17 protein-coding genes are annotated in these 21,162 nt (G+C 69.2%); 9 read left to right on the top strand and 8 right to left on the bottom strand.

The window, feature by feature from the left end; translation table 11 throughout:
* Window positions 1-20 precede the first annotated feature (20 nt).
* Entirely contained in the window at window positions 21-1,199 is a 1,179-nt protein-coding gene (gene hpnI, locus AQ610_RS06290; protein WP_006025841.1) for a bacteriohopanetetrol glucosamine biosynthesis glycosyltransferase HpnI, read from the bottom strand.
* 676 nt (window positions 1,200-1,875) lie between these two features.
* On the opposite strand from hpnI, the gene AQ610_RS06285 reads away from it, so the two are divergent.
* Window positions 1,876-2,886, top strand: a complete 1,011-nt coding sequence (locus tag AQ610_RS06285; RefSeq protein ID WP_006025840.1) for an LLM class flavin-dependent oxidoreductase — start codon at window positions 1,876-1,878, stop codon at window positions 2,884-2,886.
* A gap of 100 nt (window positions 2,887-2,986) precedes the next feature.
* On the opposite strand, the gene AQ610_RS06280 is transcribed toward AQ610_RS06285, so the two are convergent.
* The gene (locus tag AQ610_RS06280) at window positions 2,987-4,123 is read right to left on the bottom strand and encodes an alpha/beta fold hydrolase (RefSeq protein WP_045554827.1); all 1,137 of its coding nucleotides are present in this window, start codon (window positions 4,121-4,123) and stop codon (window positions 2,987-2,989) included.
* 207 nt (window positions 4,124-4,330) lie between these two features.
* Here AQ610_RS06280 and pdxY point away from each other — a divergent pair, with 207 nt between their 5' ends.
* From pdxY to AQ610_RS06260, 4 genes are all read left to right on the top strand, one after another.
* Window positions 4,331-5,194, top strand: coding sequence for a pyridoxal kinase PdxY (gene pdxY, locus AQ610_RS06275; protein ID WP_006025838.1), 864 nt, complete (start codon window positions 4,331-4,333; stop codon window positions 5,192-5,194).
* A gap of 531 nt (window positions 5,195-5,725) precedes the next feature.
* Entirely contained in the window at window positions 5,726-7,828 is a 2,103-nt protein-coding gene (locus AQ610_RS06270) for a phosphocholine-specific phospholipase C (RefSeq protein WP_006025837.1), read from the top strand.
* Window positions 7,829-8,433: 605 nt separating this feature from the next.
* The gene (locus AQ610_RS06265; protein WP_009913124.1) at window positions 8,434-9,582 is read left to right on the top strand and encodes a branched-chain amino acid ABC transporter substrate-binding protein; all 1,149 of its coding nucleotides are present in this window, start codon (window positions 8,434-8,436) and stop codon (window positions 9,580-9,582) included.
* 98 nt (window positions 9,583-9,680) lie between these two features.
* Window positions 9,681-10,853, top strand: a complete 1,173-nt coding sequence (locus AQ610_RS06260; RefSeq protein ID WP_006025835.1) for an NAD(P)/FAD-dependent oxidoreductase — start codon at window positions 9,681-9,683, stop codon at window positions 10,851-10,853.
* A 33-nt stretch (window positions 10,854-10,886) separates the two neighbouring features.
* On the opposite strand, the gene AQ610_RS06255 is transcribed toward AQ610_RS06260, so the two are convergent.
* From AQ610_RS06255 to AQ610_RS06245, 3 genes are all read right to left on the bottom strand, one after another.
* Window positions 10,887-11,348 (bottom strand): DUF2214 family protein, encoded by a 462-nt coding sequence (locus AQ610_RS06255; protein ID WP_006025834.1) that lies wholly within the window; start codon window positions 11,346-11,348, stop codon window positions 10,887-10,889.
* Window positions 11,349-11,403: 55 nt separating this feature from the next.
* Complete coding sequence (locus tag AQ610_RS06250) at window positions 11,404-12,306, bottom strand: hypothetical protein (RefSeq protein ID WP_009913135.1); 903 nt, start codon at window positions 12,304-12,306, stop codon at window positions 11,404-11,406.
* 266 nt (window positions 12,307-12,572) lie between these two features.
* Complete coding sequence (locus AQ610_RS06245; protein ID WP_009913136.1) at window positions 12,573-13,637, bottom strand: glycosyltransferase family 4 protein; 1,065 nt, start codon at window positions 13,635-13,637, stop codon at window positions 12,573-12,575.
* 558 nt (window positions 13,638-14,195) lie between these two features.
* Here AQ610_RS06245 and AQ610_RS06240 point away from each other — a divergent pair.
* The gene (locus AQ610_RS06240) at window positions 14,196-16,055 is read left to right on the top strand and encodes an ABC transporter ATP-binding protein (protein WP_009913139.1); all 1,860 of its coding nucleotides are present in this window, start codon (window positions 14,196-14,198) and stop codon (window positions 16,053-16,055) included.
* A gap of 47 nt (window positions 16,056-16,102) precedes the next feature.
* Here the strand turns inward: AQ610_RS06240 and otsA are convergent, their stop codons facing one another.
* Window positions 16,103-17,479, bottom strand: coding sequence for an alpha,alpha-trehalose-phosphate synthase (UDP-forming) (gene otsA / locus AQ610_RS06235; protein ID WP_006025830.1), 1,377 nt, complete (start codon window positions 17,477-17,479; stop codon window positions 16,103-16,105).
* Entirely contained in the window at window positions 17,476-18,285 is an 810-nt protein-coding gene (gene otsB, locus AQ610_RS06230; RefSeq protein WP_009913141.1) for a trehalose-phosphatase, read from the bottom strand. Before otsB ends, otsA begins: the two co-directional genes overlap by 4 nt.
* A gap of 359 nt (window positions 18,286-18,644) precedes the next feature.
* Between otsB and AQ610_RS06225 the strand changes: the two genes are divergently transcribed.
* Genes AQ610_RS06225 through AQ610_RS06215 form a run of 3 tightly spaced genes read left to right on the top strand, consistent with a single transcriptional unit; the run spans window position 18,645 to window position 20,708 of the window.
* Complete coding sequence (locus AQ610_RS06225) at window positions 18,645-19,304, top strand: SCO family protein (protein ID WP_041861833.1); 660 nt, start codon at window positions 18,645-18,647, stop codon at window positions 19,302-19,304.
* A 26-nt stretch (window positions 19,305-19,330) separates the two neighbouring features.
* Window positions 19,331-19,777 carry a copper chaperone PCu(A)C gene (locus AQ610_RS06220; RefSeq protein ID WP_006025827.1) on the top strand — a complete coding sequence of 149 codons (447 nt, stop codon included), beginning with the start codon at window positions 19,331-19,333 and terminating at the stop codon, window positions 19,775-19,777.
* A gap of 10 nt (window positions 19,778-19,787) precedes the next feature.
* Window positions 19,788-20,708, top strand: a complete 921-nt coding sequence (locus tag AQ610_RS06215) for a cytochrome c oxidase assembly protein (RefSeq protein ID WP_006025826.1) — start codon at window positions 19,788-19,790, stop codon at window positions 20,706-20,708.
* On the opposite strand, the gene AQ610_RS06210 is transcribed toward AQ610_RS06215, so the two are convergent.
* Window positions 20,624-21,127 carry a GNAT family N-acetyltransferase gene (locus AQ610_RS06210; protein WP_043282478.1) on the bottom strand — a complete coding sequence of 168 codons (504 nt, stop codon included), beginning with the start codon at window positions 21,125-21,127 and terminating at the stop codon, window positions 20,624-20,626. The two genes, AQ610_RS06215 and AQ610_RS06210, sit on opposite strands and share 85 nt — an antisense overlap.
* Window positions 21,128-21,162 lie beyond the last annotated feature (35 nt).

Here is a 21,162-nt window from a genome sequence, read left to right as displayed (position 1 = left end):
GCATGAGTGCCCGGCACCCGTCAGCGCCCGTCGCCCGCTTCCACGACCGTCGCGCGCGCGTCGCCGCCGACGACCGTCATCCGCGCGCCCCGCCACACGACCTGCGTGCCGAACGCCGCGACGAGCCATTCGAGCGCGAGCAGCGCGTCGCGCACCGGCACGAGCGGCAAGTCGCGCCAGAACGCGCGCCATCCGGCCGAGCCGCGCGCGTGCAGCGCAAGCCGCGCGAGCGCGCCGATCGCGGCCGCCGCGGCGGCCGTCGCGCCCGCCGCCGACGCCGGGCCGAGCCACGCCGCGAGCGCCGCGCCGATCGCGAGCCACGGCGCGGTGAACGTGATGAACAGGAAGGCGAAGCCCGCCGGATTCAGCGAGCGGATCGTGCGCAGCCAGCGCGTCTCGCGCAGCCACAGCGGCGCGAACGACGGCTCCGCGACGTCGGTCGCCACGTTCACCTCGGAGAGCACCGTGCGCCGCCCGAGGCGGCGCGGCAGCTCGGCGAGCCAGTAGTCGTCCGCGAGCTCGTCCTTCAGCGCCTTGAAGCCGCCGATCGCGTCGAGCGTCGCGCGCGTCAACGCGAGCGTCGCGCCGAACCCGAACCGGCTCGACCCGCCGAGATGGGTGATCCGGACCGACGGCGCGAACCACGCATCGACGAACTGCGCGCCGATCCGCGTCCAGAAGCCGCCGACGCTGCGCGCATGATACAGGCAAGTGACGACGCCGACCGACGGATCGGCGAGCGGCGCGCTCACGCGCGTCAGATAGTCGGGCTCGACCGCGATGTCGCTGTCGGCGATCACGATGCGGCCGTGGCGCGCGCGCTCGGCGAGATTGACGAGATTGCTGACCTTCAGGTTCGAGCCGTACACGCGCGCGTCGATCACGAGCTCGATATCGCTATCGGGATAGTCGGCCTGCAGCCGGCGCACGACGGCTGCGGCCGGATCGGCGGCCGACGCGACGCCGAACAGCAACTGATAGCGCGGATGCCGCTGCTCGCAGAAGGTCGCGAGGTTTTCATAGAGATGCGGCTCCGATCCGCACAGCGGCTTGAGCACGCTCACGGGCTCGAAGCCGTCGCGCGCGGCCGTACGGGGCACGCGCGGCGCGGGCGCGAACGCGGCGAGCGCCGCATAGCCGCACGATGCGCAAACGAGCGCGAGCAACACCCAACCGACGATGGAAAGCGATTCCGTCATGCCGCGCGCCTCCGGACGATCGGGCGGCGGGCGAAACGGGGATGCGATGCTTCGGCGGGGACGATTTCGAACACGATCCCAACTCCTTTCTGACTGGCTTGCACTTTCAACGACGCGCAACGCACCGGAACCGGCCTGGCGGCCGCTATCCCGAGGCTCCTCGTGCGGCTTTTCGCTGCAGGCGCAGGGAGAATAGAACGGAATCCGTGAGCGCGATTGGTGCGTAGGCCGCGAATTTTAGCAGCGACAAGCCGGCAACGCTTGCCGCGCATGTTGAAAAGCACTGTTTCTGAACGGCAGATCCACGCAGATACGGTCAATTTCCACGCAATTGCTCCATTGTTAGCGTAAGCGCTTTGCAGGACGCGCGCTGTCCAAAACGTAAGGGTTTCTGTGAATTTTTGTACCAGATGAAATATTCGAGTCAAATCCTCGCTTATTTCGTCGGGTTTCTTACGATTACAGTCTATTACAGAACAATCTTTCGCGAGGCGCCGCGTCACGTCGACACCCCCTTTCGCCCCTGCCGCCGTCAGGGATATCTTTCCGGCCTCCGACGCGATCCGGAACGCTTTGGCACAATCGACGCCATCTGTTGCGTGCGCGCATCATCGCCGGACAGCGGCGCATGCGCCGGCCCGCGTTCCGTCCCCATCCCATTCGTTCCGCCGTCGCCATGATCCCGTTTTCCGTTCTCGACCTCGCGCCGATTCCCGCCGGCGCCGACGCCGCCCAGGCGTTTCGCCACTCCGCCGATCTCGCTCGGCATGCCGAGCGTCTCGGCTATCGCCGCTACTGGCTCGCCGAGCACCACAACATGCCCGGCATCGCGAGCGCGGCGACCGCCGTCGTGATCGGCCACGTCGCGGGCGCGACGCAGACGATCCGCGTCGGCTCGGGCGGCGTGATGCTGCCGAACCACGCGCCGCTCGTGATTGCCGAGCAGTTCGGCACGCTCGCGTCGCTGTATCCGGGCCGCATCGATCTAGGCCTCGGGCGCGCGCCCGGCACCGATCAGACGACGGCCCGCGCGCTGCGCCGCGACCTGATCGGCAGCGCCGATTCGTTCCCGGACGACGTCGTCGAGCTGCAGCGCTACTTCGCCGCGCCCGCCCCTGGCCAGCGCGTGCGCGCGGTGCCGGGCGCGGGGCTCGACGTGCCGGTCTGGCTGCTCGGCTCGAGCCTCTTCAGCGCGCAGCTCGCCGCGATGCTCGGGCTGCCGTTCGCGTTCGCGTCGCATTTCGCGCCGGACTATCTGATGCGCGCGCTCGACGTGTACCGCGCGCAATTCCGGCCGTCCGCCGCGCTCGCGAAACCGTATGCGATGGTCGGCGTGAACGTGTTCGCCGCCGACACCGACGACGACGCGCGCCGCCTCTTCACGTCGCTGCAGCAGCAGTTCCTGAATCTGCGGCGCGGCACGCCTGGGCAACTGCCGCCGCCCGTCGAATCGCTCGACGCGCTCGGCGCGACCGAGCAGGAGCTCGCGAGCGTCGCGCACGCGCTGTCGTTCGCGGCGGTCGGCTCGCGCGACACCGTGCGCGAGCGGCTGCGGCGGATGATCGCGCAGACGGGCGCGGACGAACTGATCGTCGCCGCGCAGATCTTCGATCACGGCGCGCGGGTGCGGTCGTACGAGCTCGCCGCGCAGGTGCGCGACGAGCTTCGCGACGAAGCCGGGGGGTGACGGGGGGAAGACGGCGGGGGCAGCGCGATGGCGATGGCCGCGTGGGGGTGATGCGCGGAGTCCAGGTCCAAATGTCCGGGCCCCGCCCCGCCACGAACGCCTACTCGTTCGCCGAACCCGCCGCGCGCGCGGCGGGCTTCACGTCCGCGAGCCCGTCGAGCAGCGCCTTGTGGAACGTCGCCGGGTCCTGGATCTGCGGCGCGTGGCCGAGCGCCGGGAATTCGTATAGCACCGCGCCCGGAATCGCCGCCTGCGTTCGCTTGGCGAGCGCCGGATAGCGGCCGAGCCTCGCATGCACGTCGGGCGGCGCGACGTCCTTGCCGATCGCGGTCGTGTCCTTGTCGCCGATGAGGAGCAGCGTCGGCACCCTGATCGCGCCGAACTCGTAGAGCACCGGCTGCGTGAAGATCATGTCGTAGACGAGCGCCGAATTCCACGCGACGACGTCGCGCCCCGGTCCGCGATACATGCCGGCCAGCATCTGCACCCAGCGCTCGTACGCGGGCGACCACTCGCCCGCGTAGTACGTGCGCTGCTCGTAGCGGCGAATGCCGTCCGCGGTCGTCTTCAGCTCGCGCGCATACCAGTAGTCGACCGACAGCGGCGGCACGCCGAGCGCCTTCCAGTCCTCGAGGCCGATCGGATTGACGAGCACGAGCTGCTGCGTGTCCTTCGGGTACATCAGCGCGTAGCGCGCCGCGAGCATGCCCCCCGTCGAATGGCCGACGATCGTCGCCTCCCTCACGCCGATCGATTCGAGCAGCGCGTGCGTGTTGTGCGCGAGCTGCTGGAAGCTGTATTGATAGCGCACGGGCTTCGTCGACTTGCAAAAGCCGATCTGGTCGGGCGCGACGACGCGGTAGCCCGCCTTCGCGAGCACGTCGATCGTCTGCTCCCACGTCCCCGCGCAGAAGTTCTTCCCGTGCAGCAGCACGACGGCGCGGCCGTTCGGATGCTCGGGGCGCACGTCGAGATACGCCATCTGCAGCGTCTCGCGCTGCGACGTGAATGCGTAGCGATGCACCGGATACGCGTATGCGAAGCCTTCCAACTGGGCGCCGTACTCGGGGCCGTCGGCCTTCGCGCGCGCGGCGGCGCTCGCCGCACCCACGGCAGGCGCGCTCGCGGCAACCGGCAAAGCGGCGAACGCCGGCGCCTGCGGCATCGCCGCGGCCGCCGCAGCGGCCGCGAACATCGCGGCGAGCCGCGTGAACCACACTATGCGAATCTGGAGCATCGTCGAAGCCGGGAAGAGTGAATGAAGCGATAAAGGAAGCGATGAAGAAAGCGGCTCGCCGACATCCGTGCAAGCCGCGCGCCATTTTACTTTCGACGGGCTGACGCCTCCCCGGCACTGTATTACTGGATGTTTCCGCGAATGCGGGAAAGTCATGTATCGTTCGACGTAGTCCGACGGGCCCGCCGCGCGCCGGCACACTCGATCATGAAAAACGTCCTCAGCATCCAGTCGCACGTCATCTACGGGCATGCGGGCAACAGCGCCGCAGTGTTTCCGATGCAACGGCTCGGCGTCAACGTCTGGCCGCTCAACACCGTGCAATTGTCGAACCACATGCAGTATGGTCACTGGGCGGGCAGCGCGATCGACGCGGCGAAGATGGAGCAGCTCGTCGACGGCATCGCCGCGATCGGCGCGCTCAAGCGCTGCGACGCGGTTCTCTCGGGCTTCCTCGGCTCGCCCGCGCAGGCGCGCGCGGCGGTCGAGATCGTGCGCACCGTGAAGGCGACGAATCCGAACGCGTGGTACTTCTGCGATCCGGCGATGGGCCAGACGGGCGGCATCCGGCCGGAGCCCGGCGTCGAGGAGTTCATCGTCGCCGAGCTGCCCGAACTCGCGGACGGCATGGCGCCCAATCACAGCGAGCTGCAAAAGCTTGCCGGACAGCGGATCGAAACGGTCGCCGAGGCGGTCGACGCATGCCGCTCGATCATCCGCCGCGGTCCGCAGGTGATCCTTGTCAAGCATCTGCACGACCGCAACAGCCCCGCCGACCGTTTCAACATGCTCGTCGTCACCGAGACCGAAGCGTGGATCGGCCAGCGGCCGCTGTATGCGTTCCCGCGGCATCCGGTCGGCGTCGGCGACCTGACGAGCGCGATCTTCGTCGCACGCCGGCTGCGCGGCGACAGCGTGCGCGCCGCGTTCGAGCACACGCTCGCCGCCGTGCACGCGGTCGTCAAGGCGACCTACGACGCGCGGCGCTACGAGCTCGAGCTCGTCGCCGCGCAGGACGAGATCGCGCAGCCGAGCGAGTGGTTCGGCGCGTGGATCACGGGCGCGGATTGATGCGCGGCGCGCGCCGGCCCGCGTGTTGATCCGCACGCTCCATCGCGCGCTTGCGTTTCGGCCGCCGCGGCGCAAAGCGTCGTCGCGGTTCTCGCCGCTTCCGCTTTCCTCGCCGTTCCTGCCGCCTTCGCCCTCTTCGTTCGCTCCGTTCGCTCCGTTCGCTTCGGCCGTCCCGTCCTCGCCGTCCTCGCCATCGCCGCAGTCATCACAGCCGCCGTCGCCCGCCTCGCGGCCACAGCCGCGGCCGCGCCCATCGCCCGCCCACTCGCGTCCTTGCGCCGAACCGCATCCGCCGCGCCGCCGCGCACGCCGCATCGACACGGCGCGCGCCATCGCGCCCGAACGCGCGCGCCGGCATCCACGCGCACGCCCGCGCACGTTCATCCGGATGACACCGTTTCCCCGATATCCTCCCGGCGGCGTTGCGCGGCGGCGCTGCCGCGCAAGACGGCATCACGCATCGCGACCATCTTCCCTTCGGCCGCCGCCGCTCCGGCGGTCTCGCCCCACTCCAGACAAGGAAGCGACAACATGACGAATCAGAATCGCCGGGACTTTCTGCGCCTCGCCGCCGGCACGGCGGGCGCGGCCGCGCTGCAGCTCTTTCCGCCCGTGATCCGCGAAGCGCTCGCGATTCCCGCGAACCGCCGCACCGGCACGATTCGCGACATCGAACACATCGTGATCCTGATGCAGGAAAACCGCTCGTTCGACCATTACTTCGGCAAGCTGCGCGGCGTGCGCGGCTTCGGCGATCCGCGCCCGCTCGTGATGCAGAACGGCAAGTCGGTGTTCCATCAGCCGGTGCTCCTCGGCCCGGCCGAGTTGCTGCCGTTCCATCCGGACGCGTCGAACCTCGGCATGCAGTTCCTGCAGGATCTGCCTCACGGCTGGCAGGACACGCACGGCGCATGGAACAAGGGGCGCTACGACCGCTGGATCGCGAACAAGGGCACGACGACGATGGCGCACCTCGAGCGCGGCGACATCCCGTTCCACTACCAGCTCGCCGACGCGTTCACGATCTGCGACGCGTACCACTGCTCGATCCCGAGCTCGACCGATCCGAACCGCTACTACATGTGGACGGGCTACGTCGGCAACGACGGCGCGGGCGGCGGCCCGGTGCTCGGCAACGAGGAGGCCGGCTACGGCTGGAGCACGTATCCGGAGACGCTCGAGCAGGCGGGCGTGTCGTGGAAGATCTATCAGGACGTCGGCACGGGCCTCGACGCGGCGGGCTCGTGGGGCTGGACGCAGAACCCGTACATCGGCAACTACGGCGACAATTCGCTCCTCTATTTCAACCAGTACCGCAACGCGCAGCCGGGCAGCCCGCTGTACGACAAGGCGCGCACGGGCACGAACGTGAGCGCGGGCGGCACCCTGTTCGACGTGCTGCAGCAGGACGTGAAGAACGGCACGCTGCCGCAGGTGTCGTGGATCTGCGCGCCGGAAGCGTATTCCGAGCACCCGAACTGGCCGGCGAACTACGGCGCGTGGTACGTCGAGCAGGTGCTGAAGGCGCTGACGTCGAACCCGGACGTATGGAGCAAGACCGCGCTCTTCATCACGTATGACGAGAACGACGGCTTCTTCGATCACGTCGCGCCGCCGTTCGCGCCGCAGTCGCGCGACAACGGGCTGTCGACGGTGTCGACCGCGGGCGAGATCTTCGCGGGCGACGCGACGCACATGGCCGGACCTTACGGGCTCGGGCCGCGCGTGCCGATGCTCGTCGTGTCGCCGTGGACGAAGGGCGGCTGGGTCTGCTCGCAGACGTTCGATCACACGTCGCTGCTGCAATTCATCGAAGCGCGCTTCAACGATCGCTACCCGGTGCGCGCGCCGAACGTGACGCCGTGGCGCCGCGCGGTGTGCGGCGATCTCACGTCCGCATTCGACTTCGCGAGCCCGGACGGCAATTGGCCGCAACTGCCCGACACGAGCGGCTACGCGCCGCCCGATCGCAACCGCCACCCGAGCTACGTGCCGGTGCCGCCCGTCGTGCAGTCGATGCCGAAACAGGAGGCGGGCCTGCGCGCCGCGCGCGCGCTGCCGTACGAACTCTTCGTGCTCGGCCGCATCGACCAGTCGACCGGCAAGTTCAAGCTGACCTTCGCGAACACGGGCCGCGCGGGCGCGGCGTTCCAGGTGACGGCCGGCAATCGGCTCGACGGCCCGTGGGCGTACACGGTCGAAGCGCGCAAGCGCCTGTCCGACGAGTGGAGCACGGCGCTCACGCTGAGCCTCTACGATCTGACCGTCTACGGCCCGAACGGCTTCCTCTGCCAGTTCCGCGGCTCGACCGCGGCCGCGCTCGGCCTCACCGCGAACCCGGAAGTGATCTACGGTTACGACGTCGCGAACGGCAACATCACGCTGCGCCTGTCGAACCGCGGCCGCGCGGCGGTGCGGCTCACGGTCGCGAACGCGTACGGCAAGGAAAGCCCGCGCGTCTACGAGCTGAAGCCCGGTCAGCGGATCAACGACTACTGGGATCTGCGCGACAGCTACAACTGGTACGACCTGACCGTCTCCGACGGCGCGCCGAACGGCTTCCTGCGCCGCTTCGCGGGGCACGTCGAGACAGGCCGGCCGAGCACGAGCGATCCGCTGATCGCGACGGTCTGAGCGGCGGTCCGAGCGACGCCGCGTGCGTCGCTTCGGCGGCGCACGCGGCTGAAGCGACGGGCGCGGGCTGTCGCCCGTCGTGCGGCGGGCGAGCGCACGACGGAGCGCTCGAGCGGCGATCGCCCCGCGCGTCCGGCGAACACGCGGCGAGACGCACGCAGCGCGACGCGTCTCGCCGCGTCATGCCGCAATCGATCGATCACGCGCCGGCGATCCGTCGTACGAAATCGTCCTGAAAGCGGCGGAGCGCATACCGCCCGCCATATGTCTCCCGCGGTCTCCCGCGCACGCTTTCCCCGCTCGAACCCGATTCCCCGCGTTCTGCCGCAATGCGCCGCGAGCACCCGCCGATGCACGCACGGCGCACTTCGCCAACAGTCTGCAGAATCCAAGCGCCCCCGCCGTTTCGCGCCCGCTCCCGCCATCGCGCGACTATGCGCAAATCCGCACCCGATGCGCCGCAAATCGACAAGACTCGCCCAATTTGGCCTTCTATAAATCGGTTAGCCGGCGCCGCTCCGGCAGCCCGCGACGCGGGCCGCGGCGTCGGCCCTGAGCATCCGCGCTACTCGCGTCCCGTTCGTGCATCGCTACAAGGAAAGAACATGAGACTCCGCTCGTCACTGTCCTCCCTCGCCCTCGCCGCGGCATTCGCGTGCGGCGCAACCGGCGCCGCGCGCGCCGCCGACGACACGCCCGTGAGGATCGGCTTCGCCGCGCCGCTCACGGGCGTCAACGCGGGCTACGGCAAGGATCTGCAAAACGGCGTGCAGCTCGCGCTCGACGACGCCCGCGCGCAGGACGTCAAGATCGCCGGCAAGCCCGCGCGCTTCGAGCTCGTCGTCGAGGATGACCAGGCCGACCCGCGGATCGGCGTGCAGGCCGCGCAAAGCCTCGTCGACAAGAAGGTGTCGGTCGTGGTCGGCCACTTCAATTCCGGGACGACGATTCCCGCATCGGTCGTCTACGACAAGGCGAGCATCCCCGTCATCGATCCGGCCGCGACGAACCCCGTCATCACCTCGCGCGGGCTCGCGAACGTGTTCATGGTGATCGCCACCGACGGCCAGAACGCCGGCAACGCGGGCCGCTACGCGGTCGGCGTGACGAAGGCGAAGCGCATCGCGATCGTCGACGACCGCACCGCGTTCGGCCAGGGCGAGGCCGACGAGTTCGACAAGGCGGTCAAGGCCGCGGGCGGCGCGATCGTCGCGCGCGAATACACGAGCAACCAGGCCGTCGACTTCCGCGCGCAGATCACGAGCCTCAAGAGCAAGAACGTCGATCTGGTGTTCTTCGGCGGCCTCGATTCGCTCGCGGCGAACTTCACCAGGCAGATGAAGCAGCTCGGCCTGAATGCGCAGTTCGTCGGCGGCGGCGGCGTGAAGGACGCCGAGTTCATCAAGATCGCCGGCCCCGCCGCGGAAGGCGCGATGGCGTGGGAATACGGCCGGCCGCTCGACCAGTTGCCGCAAGGCAAGGATTTCGAGGCGCGCTTCAAGAAGCGCTTCGGCGTCGACGTGCTGTCGTACGCGCAGTTCGGCTACGACGCGACGTGGGCCGCGATCAAGGCGATGCAGGCAGCGGGCTCGACCGATCCGAACGGCTATCGGCCCGCGCTGAAGAAGATCGACTTCGAGGGCATCACCGGCCGCATCTCGTTTGGCGGCGACGGCTCGCTCAAGAGCGGGATGTCCACGCTCTATCAGGTAAAGAACGGCGCGTGGCAGACGATCGTCACGAAGGGGGGCTGATCGGCCGCCCGTGATTCGAGCGGGCCGCGTGCAACGCGCTGCATGCGCGCGGCCCTTTTCCCGAACGGCGCGCATCGCGCCCAACCCACGGAGTTTCGATGCATTCGAAAGTCGTCATCGTCGGCGGCGGCGTCATCGGCAGCGCGACCGCCTACTTCCTGCGCACGCTCGATCCGGGCATCGCCGTGACCGTGATCGAGCGCGATCCGACTTATGCGCGCGCGTCGTCCGCGCTGTCCGCGGCGTCGATCCGCCAGCAGTTCTCGACGCCGCTGTCGATCCGGATGTCGCTCTTCGGGATCGAGTTCCTGCGCTCGCTCGGCGAGCGGCTCGCGGTCGACGGCGAACGAGCGTCGATCGATCTGCACGAAGGCGGCTACCTCTTTCTCGCGACGCCGGCGGGCGACGCGACGCTGCGCGAGAACCACGCGCTGCAGACGTCGCTCGGCGCGCAGATCCGCTATCTGCCGCGCGATGCGCTCGCCGCGGCGTTCCCGTGGCTCGCCGCCGATGACCTCGCGGCCGGCTGCTACGGCGAGCGCGGCGAAGGCTGGTTCGACGGCTACGGGCTCGTGCAGGCGCTGCGCCGCAAGGCGCGCGCGCTCGGCGCGCAATACGTGAGCGCGGATGTGACGGGCGCGCGCGTCGGCGGGCGGCGCGTCACGCAACTGCTGACGGCCGACGGCCGCACGTTCGACTGCGACGCGCTCGTCAACGCGGCGGGGCCGTGGGCGCGCACGGTCGCGGCGTTCGTCGGCGTCGATCTGCCGGTGCGCGCGCGCCGCCGCAGCATCTTCAACGTGAGCTCGCCCGCCGTGCTGCCGCGCTGCCCGCTCGTCGTCGATCCGAGCGGCGTCTACTTCCGGCCGGAAGGCGCATCGTTCATTTGCGGCGCGGCGCCGCCGCCCGAGCGTGATTTCGACGACCTGCCGCTCGACGACGTCGACCATGCGCTCTTCGACGACCTGATCTGGCCGACGCTCGCGCACCGCGTGCCGCAGTTCGAGGCGCTGCGGGTCGTGCGGAGCTGGTCCGGCTACTACGAGTACAACGTGCTCGACCAGAACGCGATCATCGGGCCGCACCCGGACCTCGACAATTGCCTCTTCGCGAACGGCTTCTCGGGGCATGGGCTGCAGCAGGGGCCGGCGACGGGGCGCGGCGTTGCGGAGCTGATTGTGCACGGGCGGTACACGTCGCTCGATCTTTCGCCGCTCGGCTTCGCGCGCGTGCTCGAAGGCCGGCCGATCGTCGAGAAGAACGTGGTTTGACGGAGAATGCGCGGCGGCGGGAACGGCCGGCGCTCAGAGCCCGACGCCGCGCGCCATTCCGGTTGCCGCGAGCATGATCACGGCGACGAGCATCGCCTGCACGTGGCCGATCCGCGCGTACGCGGGCGCGCGCGCTAGGTCGGGCAGCATCCCGCGCCGCGCGGTCACACGCCAGCGGATGAGGCCCATCATCGGCATCAGCTCGAGCACGAGGATCAGCGCGAGCGCGCCCATCTTCAGATGAAAGAGCGGCGCGTGCAGATAATAGTCGCCGCCTTTCTCGAAGCCGCCGAACGCGCGGACGATGCCCGTCGTGATCAGCACGAGCGCGGACACGCCCCAGATCGCGTCGGCCCTGAACACGTCGGGCAGATCGGCGGACTGCCGCGACGCGGCGACGCGCTTGAGCGCGCGGTTGCGCGCGGCGATCGACGCGAACGCGAAACCGAACGCGAGCAAATGAACGGCGGCGAGCAGCCATCGAACGGTCAGCATCGTTCCTCCTTGTGTCGGCGAAGCGGGCGCGGCGGCGCGAGCCGGCCCGCCGGCGTCACGCGATCTGCCTGAGCGACGCGTCGAGCGCGCGCGCCGCGACGCGGTCCCCTTCCGTCGCGAGCGGCGCGCGCATCACGATCTGGCGGTTGTGGCCGACCGCCGCGGGCGAATCCCAAAGCAGCTCGATCTTCGGCCGCGCGAGCCACCCTCCGTTGCGCGGTGCGGGACGCGCCGACGTCGGCTGTTTCGCCGAAGCACGCGATGCGGCCGATGCCGCCGATGCGGCGGCATCCGGTTGCGCAACGGGTTGCGCGGCAATATCCGGTTGCGCCGGCGCGCCGGCTTCGACGGCCGCGGATTGCGGCGCGGCCCCCTTCGGCCAGCGCACGGACAGCTCGCGCGCATCGTATTGCCCGACCTTGCGGCTCTCCATCCAGACGACGACGGTGCGCGTCAGCACATCGAGCGAGATCGCGTAGCGGCCGATCGCGTAGCGGCGCGCAGCGACATTGGTACGCCACAGCGCACGCGGCCGGCACATCCAGACGACGGCCGCATAGAGCGCGGGCGCGGCGAGCAGCCAGCCGTTGCTGACCGTCAGCGCGTGCAGCGAGCGGCGCCAGCCGGCCGCCGCCGCGAACACGCCGACCGACCATACGGCGAACAGAAAGCCGAGCAGCGCGAAGAAGCGCAGCGCCTGGCGCAGCCACTGCGGAAGCGGATGGAACGGGCGCTCGGCGCGCGCCTGCGCGCCGGGCAAGACGAGCAGCAGGAAGATGAGGACGACGTTGATGCACGCCCACGGCGAGGACGCCATCGCCGACAGCGACGCGCGATAGCCCATCAGCGACATCGAGAACAGCCAGCGGGCGAGCAGCACGAGACCGATGGCTCGCAACGCGAAAATGACGCCCGAGCCGGGAGCCGGGTTCGCGCGCGTGGGTTTCGTTCTCGCCAAAGCTCTCTCCTCTTGACGGCCTTGCCGGGGCCTGATTTTACGGCACGGCCATTATAGGGACATTACTCGGCCGGCTGATGCCCGCGCGGCGCAAATCGCCGGATTGCGTCGTTTCCTGCCCCGGCGGCGCGGCGCGAATACAACAGATCGCGGGCGGCGCGCCAGGGCGGCCGGCCTACCCCGTCGCCGAATGCAAAATGCCCCGCCCGGGTCGACCCGGGCGGGGCATCGCTCGAACATGCAGCGTCCGAAAGCGCGGCGCCGCGTCAGCCTGCGTTGACTTCGCGCAGCACCGTGCGGCGCTTCTGGCGCAGCAACTCTTCGTAGCCCGACACGTAGTTCCGCGCCATCACCTTCGACGTGAAGCGCGCATCGAACGCGGCGCGCACCCGCTCGCGCGGCAGCGTGTTCAGGCGCTTGACGGCGGCGACGGCCGACAGCTCGTCTTCGACGACGAAGCCCGACACGCCGTTCTCGATCACCTCGGGCACCGAGCCGCGCTTGAACGCGATCACCGGCGTGCCGCACGCCATCGCCTCGATCATCACGAGGCCGAACGGCTCCGGCCAGTCGATCGGGAACAGCAGCGCGTGCGCGTTGCCGAGGAATTCGGCCTTCTCGGCTTCGCTGATCTCGCCGATATATTCGACGTGCGGCAGCGAGAAAAGCGGCTTGATCTTCTCTTCGTAGTACGCGCGGTCGGCCTTGTCGAGCTTCGCGGCGATCTTGATCGGCATGCCGGCCTGCTCGGCGATCCGGATCGCGGTGTCGACGCGCTTTTCCGGCGAGATGCGGCCGAGGAACGCGAGGTAGCTCGGCTTCACGTCCGGAATCGGCTTCAGCAGGTTCTCGGGCAGACCGTGGTAGGTCGTCTGCAGCCAGTTCGCCTGCGGCAGCGGAATGCGCTGGTTGTCGGAGATCGACACGACGGGCACGTCGCTGAACGTGTTGAAGATCGGCTGCAGCTCCGGCAAGTCGAGGCGGCCGTGCAGCGTCGTCAGATGCGGCACCGGCTGGCGCGAGAACAGCGGGAACGGGTAGTAGTCGATGTGGAAGTGCAGCACGTCGAACTCGTCCGCGCGGCGGCGCACTTCCTCGAGCAGCAGCATGTGCGGCGCCATCACGTCGCGGATCGTCGGATCGAGGCGCAGCGCCTGCGGCCACACGGCCGCGAGCTTCGCGGAGGTTTGCGAATCGCCGCTCGCGAAGAGCGTGACGTCATGCCCCATCTCGACGAGCGCCTCGGTCAGATAGGACACCACCCGTTCGGTACCGCCGTACAGTTTCGGGGGAACCGCTTCGTGCAACGGAGCGATTTGAGCGATTCGCATGTGCAACTCCTAAAAAATCGGCAAAAAGTAAAACAGCGGGTCGATCGCCCGCCTGCCGAACGCCGCCGCGACGTCGGTTGGACGTCGGGCGAGCCGGCTCGCGACACTGAAGCTGCGTTGCCTCGCAGGCCGCGTCGCACGGGCAATCAACGTTTCAGCGGGAAATCCGTTGACAGGTTCCAGTAAAGGACCTAGGGCAAACCCGGAGTCGATTATCGGGGGTCGCGAACAGTGCGGCGCACAACATTTCAAAGTCTTTACGTTGTTACAAAGACGCAACACTTTGCCAATCTTCCGACGTGAAGACCGTTTTAGAGTAGTTGCGTCTGCCCCGCTCCCTGCGGCAACAGGCCGTGCGCGCGGCGGTTTTCGTCCGTCGACGAGAGGAACGCGCCACAAGACATAAAATTTTATCCCAAAATAAGTCGCATACCCTGGCGCGATGCAACTCGGGTGCAGCGCGACACACCGGCTTGATTACAATGCCGGCTTTCGCCTGCTTCTCGGCGCGACGTTCGGACGCGGCGTTCAACCCTCGTTTCACCACACGCACTGATTTTGGAAGCTCTCACCCCTGCCCAGCGCAACGCCCACAACGCGAAGCTCGCGAGCTACGCCGCCCGGCCGCTCGCGTTCCTGTTCCGCTACATCCGGATGCACCCGGTCGCACATGTCGTCGTGCTCGTCAGCGTGCTCGCGGCGGTCGGCTGCGCGCTCGGCTCGCAGTACGCGATCAAGCACCTGATCGACGTGCTCGCGGCCGGCCGCCATCATCCGGGCGCGCTCTGGGGCGCGTTCGCGCTCCTCGTCGGCCTGATCGCCGCGGACAACCTGCTCTGGCGCGTCGGCGGCTGGGTCGCCGCGCATACGTTCGTCGCGGTCACGGGCGACCTGCGCCGCGATCTGTTCCAGTATTTGAGCGGGCACTCGCAGACCTACTACGCGGAGAAGCAGCCCGGCACGCTCGCGAGCCGGATCACCGCGACGTCGAACGCGATCTACACGTCGGAGAACACGATGGCGTGGAACGTACTGCCGCCGTGCATCGCGGTGATGGGCGCGATCCTGATGATCATCGTCGTCAATCCGCTGATGGCGCTCGGCCTGCTGTCGTGCTCGGGCGTGCTCGCGATCGTGCTGTTCAAGCTCGCCAAGCGCGGCTCGATGCGCCACCACCGCTTCGCGGCGAAGGCGGCGGCTGTCGACGGCGAGCTCGTCGACGTGATCGGCAACATGGGGCTCGTGCGCGCGTTCGGGATGACGCTGCGCGAGCAGAAGCGCTTTTCCGCGACCGTGAAGGCCGAGATGGACGCGCGCCAGCAGAGCCTGCTCTACCTCGAGAAGCTGCGCCTCTTGCACGCGGTGATCACCGCGATGCTGTCGGCGGGCCTTCTCGGCTGGGCGCTGTGGCTCTGGGACCAGGGCCGGGCGACGTCGGGCGACATCGTGCTCGTCAGCTCGCTCGGCTTCACGATCCTGCACGGCACGCGCGACCTCGCCGTCGCGCTCGTCGACGTCACGCAACACGTCGCGCGTCTCGCCGAGGCGGTAAAGACGCTCCTCGAGCCGCACGGGATGCCCGACCGCTCGGACGCGATCGCGCTTGCGCCGCGCGGCGGCCGCGTCGACTTCGAGCGCGTGACGTTCGCGTATCCGCACCGCCGGCCGATCCTCGACCACTTCGACCTGCACATCGAGCCCGGCCAGCGCGTCGGCCTGATCGGCAAGTCGGGCGCGGGCAAATCGACCGTGCTCGCGCTGCTGCAGCGCTTCTACGACATCCAGCAGGGCGCGATCCGGGTCGACGGCCAGGACCTCGGCTCGATCACGCAGGAGAGCCTGCGCCAATCGATCGCGCTCGTGCCGCAGGACATCTCCCTCTTTCACCGGTCGATCTACGAGAACATCGCGTACGGCCGGCCCGACGCGACGCGCGAGGAAGTGCTCGCCGCCGCGCGCGACGCGCGCTGCACCGAGTTCATCGAGGCGATGCCCGAGGGCTTCGAGACGATCGTCGGCGATCGCGGCGTGAAGCTGTCGGGCGGCCAGCGGCAGCGGATCGCGATCGCGCGCGCAATCCTGAAGGACGCGCCGATCCTGCTGCTCGACGAGGCGACGTCGGCGCTCGACAGCGCGTCCGAGGAAGCGATCCAGGCCGCCCTCGACCGGCTGATGACGGGCCGCACGGTGATCGCGATCGCCCACCGGCTGTCGACGCTGCGCAACTTCGACCGGATCATCGTGATGAGCGCGGGCAAGGTGATCGACGACGGCAGCCCCGACGTGCTGCGCGAGCGCCCGGGCCTGTACCGCGACCTGCTCGCGAAGCAGCACGGCCGGCACCTGGCCGCGCCGGCGCCCGCCGAAGACAACGGCGACGACGATTCGTCTGCGTCGGACGACGAACGCGTCGCGTAGCGCCGCGCGCGCCGCAGAGGACCCGGGCCGTCGCCCGTCGCCGTGCGCTACCGCCCGAGATCCCGCAAGAAGTTGTCGCGCCACACCGACACGTTGTTCTCGCGCAGCCGCGCGAGCATGTCGGCGTGACGCGCGCGCCGCTCGGCGAGCGGCATCGACAGCGCGCGCGACAACGCATCGGCCATCCCGCCGATATCGATCGGATTGACGATCAGCGCGCCCGTCAGTTCGCACGCGGCGCCCGCGAAGCGCGACAGCACGAGCACGCCGGGATCGTCCGGGTCCTGCGCCGACACGTACTCCTTCGCGACGAGATTCATCCCGTCGCGCAGCGGCGTCACGTACCCGACGCGCGCGAGCCGGTACAGCGCGGCGAGCACCGGCCGCTCGTACTGCCGGTGGATATAGAGGATCGGCGCCCAGTCGAGCTCGGCGAAGCGGCCGTTGATGCGCCCCGATTCGCCCTCGAGCTGCCGGCGGATGTCCTGGTACGCGCGCAGGTCGGCGCGCGTCGACGGCGCGATCTGCAGGAACGACACGTGGTTGCGAAACGACGTCTCGTGCTCGAGCAGTTTCTCGAACGCGCGAAAGCGCTCGACGAGCCCCTTCGAGTAATCGAGCCGGTCGACGCTCATCACGAGCTGCCGCCCGCGCAGCGACGCCGCGAGCGACTTCACCGCGCGGCCGTTCTCGCCCGCCTTCGCGAGCGCGGCGATCTCGTCCGGATAGACGCCGATCGGATACGCGGCCGCGCGCAGCGTGCGCCCGAACGCCTCGACGCGCGCCGGATGCGCGGCGCGGTCGACCGCGCCGCCCGCCTCGCATTCGACGTACTCGAAGAACGCGCGCAGATCGGTGTCGGTCTGGAAGCCGAGCAGATCGAACGAGCACAGCGCCTCGACGAGCTCGCGATGCGGCGGCACGTTGACGAGCACCTGCGCGGCCGGAAACGGAATGTGCAGGAAGAAGCCGATCCGGTTCTTCACGCCGGCCGCGCGCAACGCCTGCGCGAACGGGATCAGATGATAGTCGTGCACCCAGATCACGTCGTCGTCGCGCAAGAGCGGCACGAGCTGCTGCGCGAGCCACACGTTCACGCGCGAATAGCCCTCGAACTCGTGGCGGTCGAACTGGATCAGGTCCGCGCGGTAATGGAACGCGGGCCACAGCGTCGCATTCGAGAAGCCCCGGTAGTACTGATCGTAGTCGCGGCGCGACAGCCCGATCGTCGCGAACGTGACGGGGCCGTGCTCCTCGACGCGAATCTGCGGCGCGCCCGACGCGACGACCTCGCCGCTCCAGCCGAACCACATGCCGCCCGTTTCCTTCAGCGCGTCGTAGACGCCGATCGCGAGACCGCCCGCGGCGGGCTCCCCTTCCGAAATCGGCGCGACCCGATTCGAGACGATGATGAGACGGCTCATGCGGGCGCGCGCCCCGCGTCGATCCAGCGCGCGAGCTGCTCGCGGAACGCGGCGACCGAATCGATGCGCGCGCGCGCCGTCGTGTCGCCCGCGCCGACCTTGATCGACAGTCCGCCGTTCGCGTTGACGACGGCGAAGCCCTGCTCGTCGGTCAGATCGTCGCCGGCGAAGACAGGCATGCGGCCGGCGAACGGCGGCTCGTTCAGGAACGCGGCGACCGCGCGCCCCTTGTCGACGCCCCTCGGCTTGATCTCGAACACCATCTTGCCCGGCTGCAGCACGTACACGTCCGGATAGTCGGCGACGAGCCGCTCGGCCGCCGCGCGCGCAACGCCTTCGCGTTCGGGCGCGTTGCGAAAGTGCAGCGCGAGCGCCGCGCCCTTGATCTCGAGCAGCATGCCCGGATGGCGATCGACGACCGCCGCGAGCTCGCGCTCGATGCGCAACAGACGCGGATCGTCGAAGCCGATCCGCTGCGTGTCGCCGTTCGCGTCGCGCCGTTCGGCGCCGTGCAGGCCCGCCACCGGCAGATCCGGCAGGTTGAGGTACGCGTCGATGCTGTCGATGCCGCGCCCCGACACGATCGCGACCGCGCCGTGCGACAGCCGCCGCAGCGCGTCGACGAGCGCGGGCACGTCGGGCGGCACCCGGATCGCGTCGGGCGTCGGCGCGAGATCGACGAGCGTGCCGTCGAAGTCGAAGAAGAACGCAGTGCGGGCGAGCGGAAGGGAAAGCGGGATGGATTGCATCGATTCGCTGAAGAGAATGGCTGCCGGCGGGCGCGCCCGCCGGGCGAATGTGCGCATCTTACCGCGCCTCATGCACGATGAACAAAAGCGCGGGCCCGTGGCGCGCGGCCGGCATGCCGCGCCGCTGCGACATTTTGCCCCGGTTCGGTGCGCCGCGCGCGTTTCGAAAAGACGATCCGGATCAAATTGCGCTACAGTCGCAATCGCCAACCGATATAGCGCGACACGGCGCGACGCCGATCCGCAGGTGCCGGTGCCCGTGGCCGGGCCTGACGCGCGCGCCGCGACGGGCGATGCGCCGAAGGCGCGGCGCGATCGATGCGCCCTCGACCGCAGCCGGCGCCGCAAGCCCCGTGCCGCGGCACCCGACGCCGCGCGTGGCCGTCGCGCACGATTGCTTCGAACCGAATTCGCCGATGCCGTTTCCTTTTTTCGCGGCGCGCGCGCAGGCCGCCTCACCGCCGGCTGGCGCACGCCGCATGCGCCTTCTCCGCTTCGCCGCCGCCTGCGCGGCGGCGGCCGCGCTCGCCGGCTGCACGCCGCGCGGCGAGCCGTGGCGCTTGACGAACGTGACAGGCCACCTGCCCGACCTGACGTTCTCGCTCACGGGCGAGGACGGCAAGCCGATCGACGCGTCCGCGTTCCGCGGCCGCGCCGCGCTCGTCTACTTCGGCTACACGCACTGCCCGGACGTGTGCCCCGAAACGATGACGCGCCTGATGCGGGTGCTCGCGCTGCTCGGCCCCGACGCGCGCGGCGACGTGCGCATCCTGTTCGTGTCGGTCGACCCGGCGCGCGACACGCCCGCCGCGATGCGCGACTACGTCGGCGCGTTCGACGCCGAGCACGCGTACGGGCTCACGGGCAGCGAGCGGCAAATCGAGTCGCTCGCGAAGCGCTATCGCGTCGCGTATCAGATGGAAAAGCGCGACCCGAACGGCAGCTACGAAGTCACGCACAGCTCGGCCGTCTACGTGTTCGATGCGCAAGGCCGCGCGCGCCTGCTCGCGACCGACCAGGATTCCCCCGACGCGATCGCCGCCGATCTGCGCCGGATCATCGCCAACCGTTCCTGAACCGGAACCCACTTACCGCCAAGCCGATGACGCTCAAACCGACCCTCCTCGCCGCGCTCGCCGCCCTTTCGCTCAGCCTGAACGCACACGCGGCCGGCGCCGCTTCGATCAGCGCGCAGAACGCGTGGGTGCGCTGGCTGCCGAACAAACTGCCCGCCGCCGGCTACGTGACGCTCGTCAACGCGAGCGACAAGCCGATCGATCTCGTCGACGTCGACAGCCCCGAGTACGGGATGACGATGCTGCACCAGACCGTGTCGAACGGCTCGACGCAGAAGATGGAGATGGTCGACAAGCTGACGATCCCCGCGCGCGGCAAGGTCGACATCGCGCCGGGCGGCTATCACTTCATGCTCGAAGAGCCGAAGCGCGCGATCAAGCCGGGCGACACCGTGCACCTGCGGATGCAGTTCTCCGACGGCGAGAAGCTCGACGCGCCGTTCGCCGTGAAGTCGCCCGCGGCCGCCAAGTAAGCTCCGCGCGATGAACCTGCTGTACTGGCTCGAGCCGTGGGAGCCGTCGCCCACCGTCGTGATCGCCGTGCTCGTGGCCGGCGTGCTGTTCGCGCGCGGCGCGCGCAAGGCGAAGGTGTCGGCACCGCGGCGCGTCGCGTTCTGGCTCGGACTTGTCGCGCTGTACGTCGCGCTGCACACGCGGCTCGATTATTTCTTCGAGCACGAGTTCTTCATGCATCGCGCGCAGCACCTGGTGCTGCACCACCTCGGGCCGTTCTTCATCGCGCTGTCATATCCGGGCGCGGCGATCCGCGCCGGCATCCCGTTCGCGTGGCGGCAGCGCTTCGTGCGCCCCGCGCTCGCGCAGCCGTTCGTGCGCGCGACGCTCGACGTGCTGTTCAATCCGGTCGTCGCGGTCGTGCTGTTCGTCGGACTGATCTATTTCTGGCTGCTGTCGCCGATCCACTTCGTCGCGATGCTCGACTGGCGGCTCTATCGCGTGATGAACTGGAGCATGGTGATCGACGGGCTGCTGTTCTGGTGGCTCGTCGTCGATCCACGGCCCGCGCCGCCCGCCCGGCTCGCGCCGGGGCGGCGCATCCTGATGGTCGTCGCGGCGATTCCGCCGCAGATCATGCTCGGCGCGCTGATCTTCTTCACGCCGCACGAGCTCTATCCGATCTATTCGATCTGCGGGCGCGCGTTCACGTGGTTGAGCCCGCTGCGCGACCAGCAGATCGGCGGGCTGCTGCTGTGGATTCCCGGCTCGATGATGAGCGTGATCGGCGCGCTGATCGCGCTGCGGCACTGGATGCGGCTGTCCGCGCGCGGCCGGCTGTCCGACGAGCGCGCGGCGCGCGCCGCTCACGCGGGCGAACGCATCCACACGTGCGCAATGCCGTCCTCGTCGTGCACGTCCGAACTCGGCGCGAAACCGAACGCGCCATAGAACTTCTGCAAATGCGCCTGCGCGTGCAGGCTGATCGACGTATCCGGCCATTGCGCGCGAATGCGCTCGAGCACGGCCGAGAGCATCGCATGGCCGACGCCCATTCCGCGAAACGGCTGCGTCGTCAGCACGCGTCCGATCCGGATGTCCGGCTCCGACGCGTCGGGCAGCAGCACGCGCAGGTAGCATGCGAGGCGGCCCTGCGCGTCGTACGCGCCGAGGTGCCATGCCTCGAGATCGGCATGATCGATGTCGCGGTACACGCAGTTCTGCTCGACGACGAACACGTCGCTACGCGCCGCGAGGATCGCGTAGATCTCGCTCGGCGTCAGCGCGCCGAACGGCTTCCAGCGCCATTCGAGCGACGCCAGCGGCGCAGCGGTGGTAACGGACGAAGCGGCTGTCGTGGAGATGGACATGATCGAGATCCCGAATGAAAGGCTGCGCCGTTGCG

The sequence above is a fragment of the Burkholderia humptydooensis genome (genome assembly GCF_001513745.1).
Taxonomy (GTDB): domain Bacteria; phylum Pseudomonadota; class Gammaproteobacteria; order Burkholderiales; family Burkholderiaceae; genus Burkholderia; species Burkholderia humptydooensis.
The sequence above is the reverse complement of the archived record's forward strand: the minus strand, read 5'-3'. Positions and strand labels throughout refer to the sequence as shown.

Coding starts and splice junctions, on each gene's coding strand:
- hpnI (WP_006025841.1), bottom strand. CDS start 1,199: ATGACGGAATCGCTTTCCATCGTCGGTTGGGTGTTGCTCGCGCTCGTT.
- AQ610_RS06285 (WP_006025840.1), top strand. CDS start 1,876: ATGATCCCGTTTTCCGTTCTCGACCTCGCGCCGATTCCCGCCGGCGCC.
- AQ610_RS06280 (WP_045554827.1), bottom strand. CDS start 4,123: ATGCTCCAGATTCGCATAGTGTGGTTCACGCGGCTCGCCGCGATGTTC.
- pdxY (WP_006025838.1), top strand. CDS start 4,331: ATGAAAAACGTCCTCAGCATCCAGTCGCACGTCATCTACGGGCATGCG.
- AQ610_RS06270 (WP_006025837.1), top strand. CDS start 5,726: ATGACGAATCAGAATCGCCGGGACTTTCTGCGCCTCGCCGCCGGCACG.
- AQ610_RS06265 (WP_009913124.1), top strand. CDS start 8,434: ATGAGACTCCGCTCGTCACTGTCCTCCCTCGCCCTCGCCGCGGCATTC.
- AQ610_RS06260 (WP_006025835.1), top strand. CDS start 9,681: ATGCATTCGAAAGTCGTCATCGTCGGCGGCGGCGTCATCGGCAGCGCG.
- AQ610_RS06255 (WP_006025834.1), bottom strand. CDS start 11,348: ATGCTGACCGTTCGATGGCTGCTCGCCGCCGTTCATTTGCTCGCGTTC.
- AQ610_RS06245 (WP_009913136.1), bottom strand. CDS start 13,637: ATGCGAATCGCTCAAATCGCTCCGTTGCACGAAGCGGTTCCCCCGAAA.
- otsA (WP_006025830.1), bottom strand. CDS start 17,479: ATGAGCCGTCTCATCATCGTCTCGAATCGGGTCGCGCCGATTTCGGAA.
- otsB (WP_009913141.1), bottom strand. CDS start 18,285: ATGCGCACATTCGCCCGGCGGGCGCGCCCGCCGGCAGCCATTCTCTTC.
- AQ610_RS06225 (WP_041861833.1), top strand. CDS start 18,645: ATGCCGTTTCCTTTTTTCGCGGCGCGCGCGCAGGCCGCCTCACCGCCG.
- AQ610_RS06220 (WP_006025827.1), top strand. CDS start 19,331: ATGACGCTCAAACCGACCCTCCTCGCCGCGCTCGCCGCCCTTTCGCTC.
- AQ610_RS06215 (WP_006025826.1), top strand. CDS start 19,788: ATGAACCTGCTGTACTGGCTCGAGCCGTGGGAGCCGTCGCCCACCGTC.
- AQ610_RS06210 (WP_043282478.1), bottom strand. CDS start 21,127: ATGTCCATCTCCACGACAGCCGCTTCGTCCGTTACCACCGCTGCGCCG.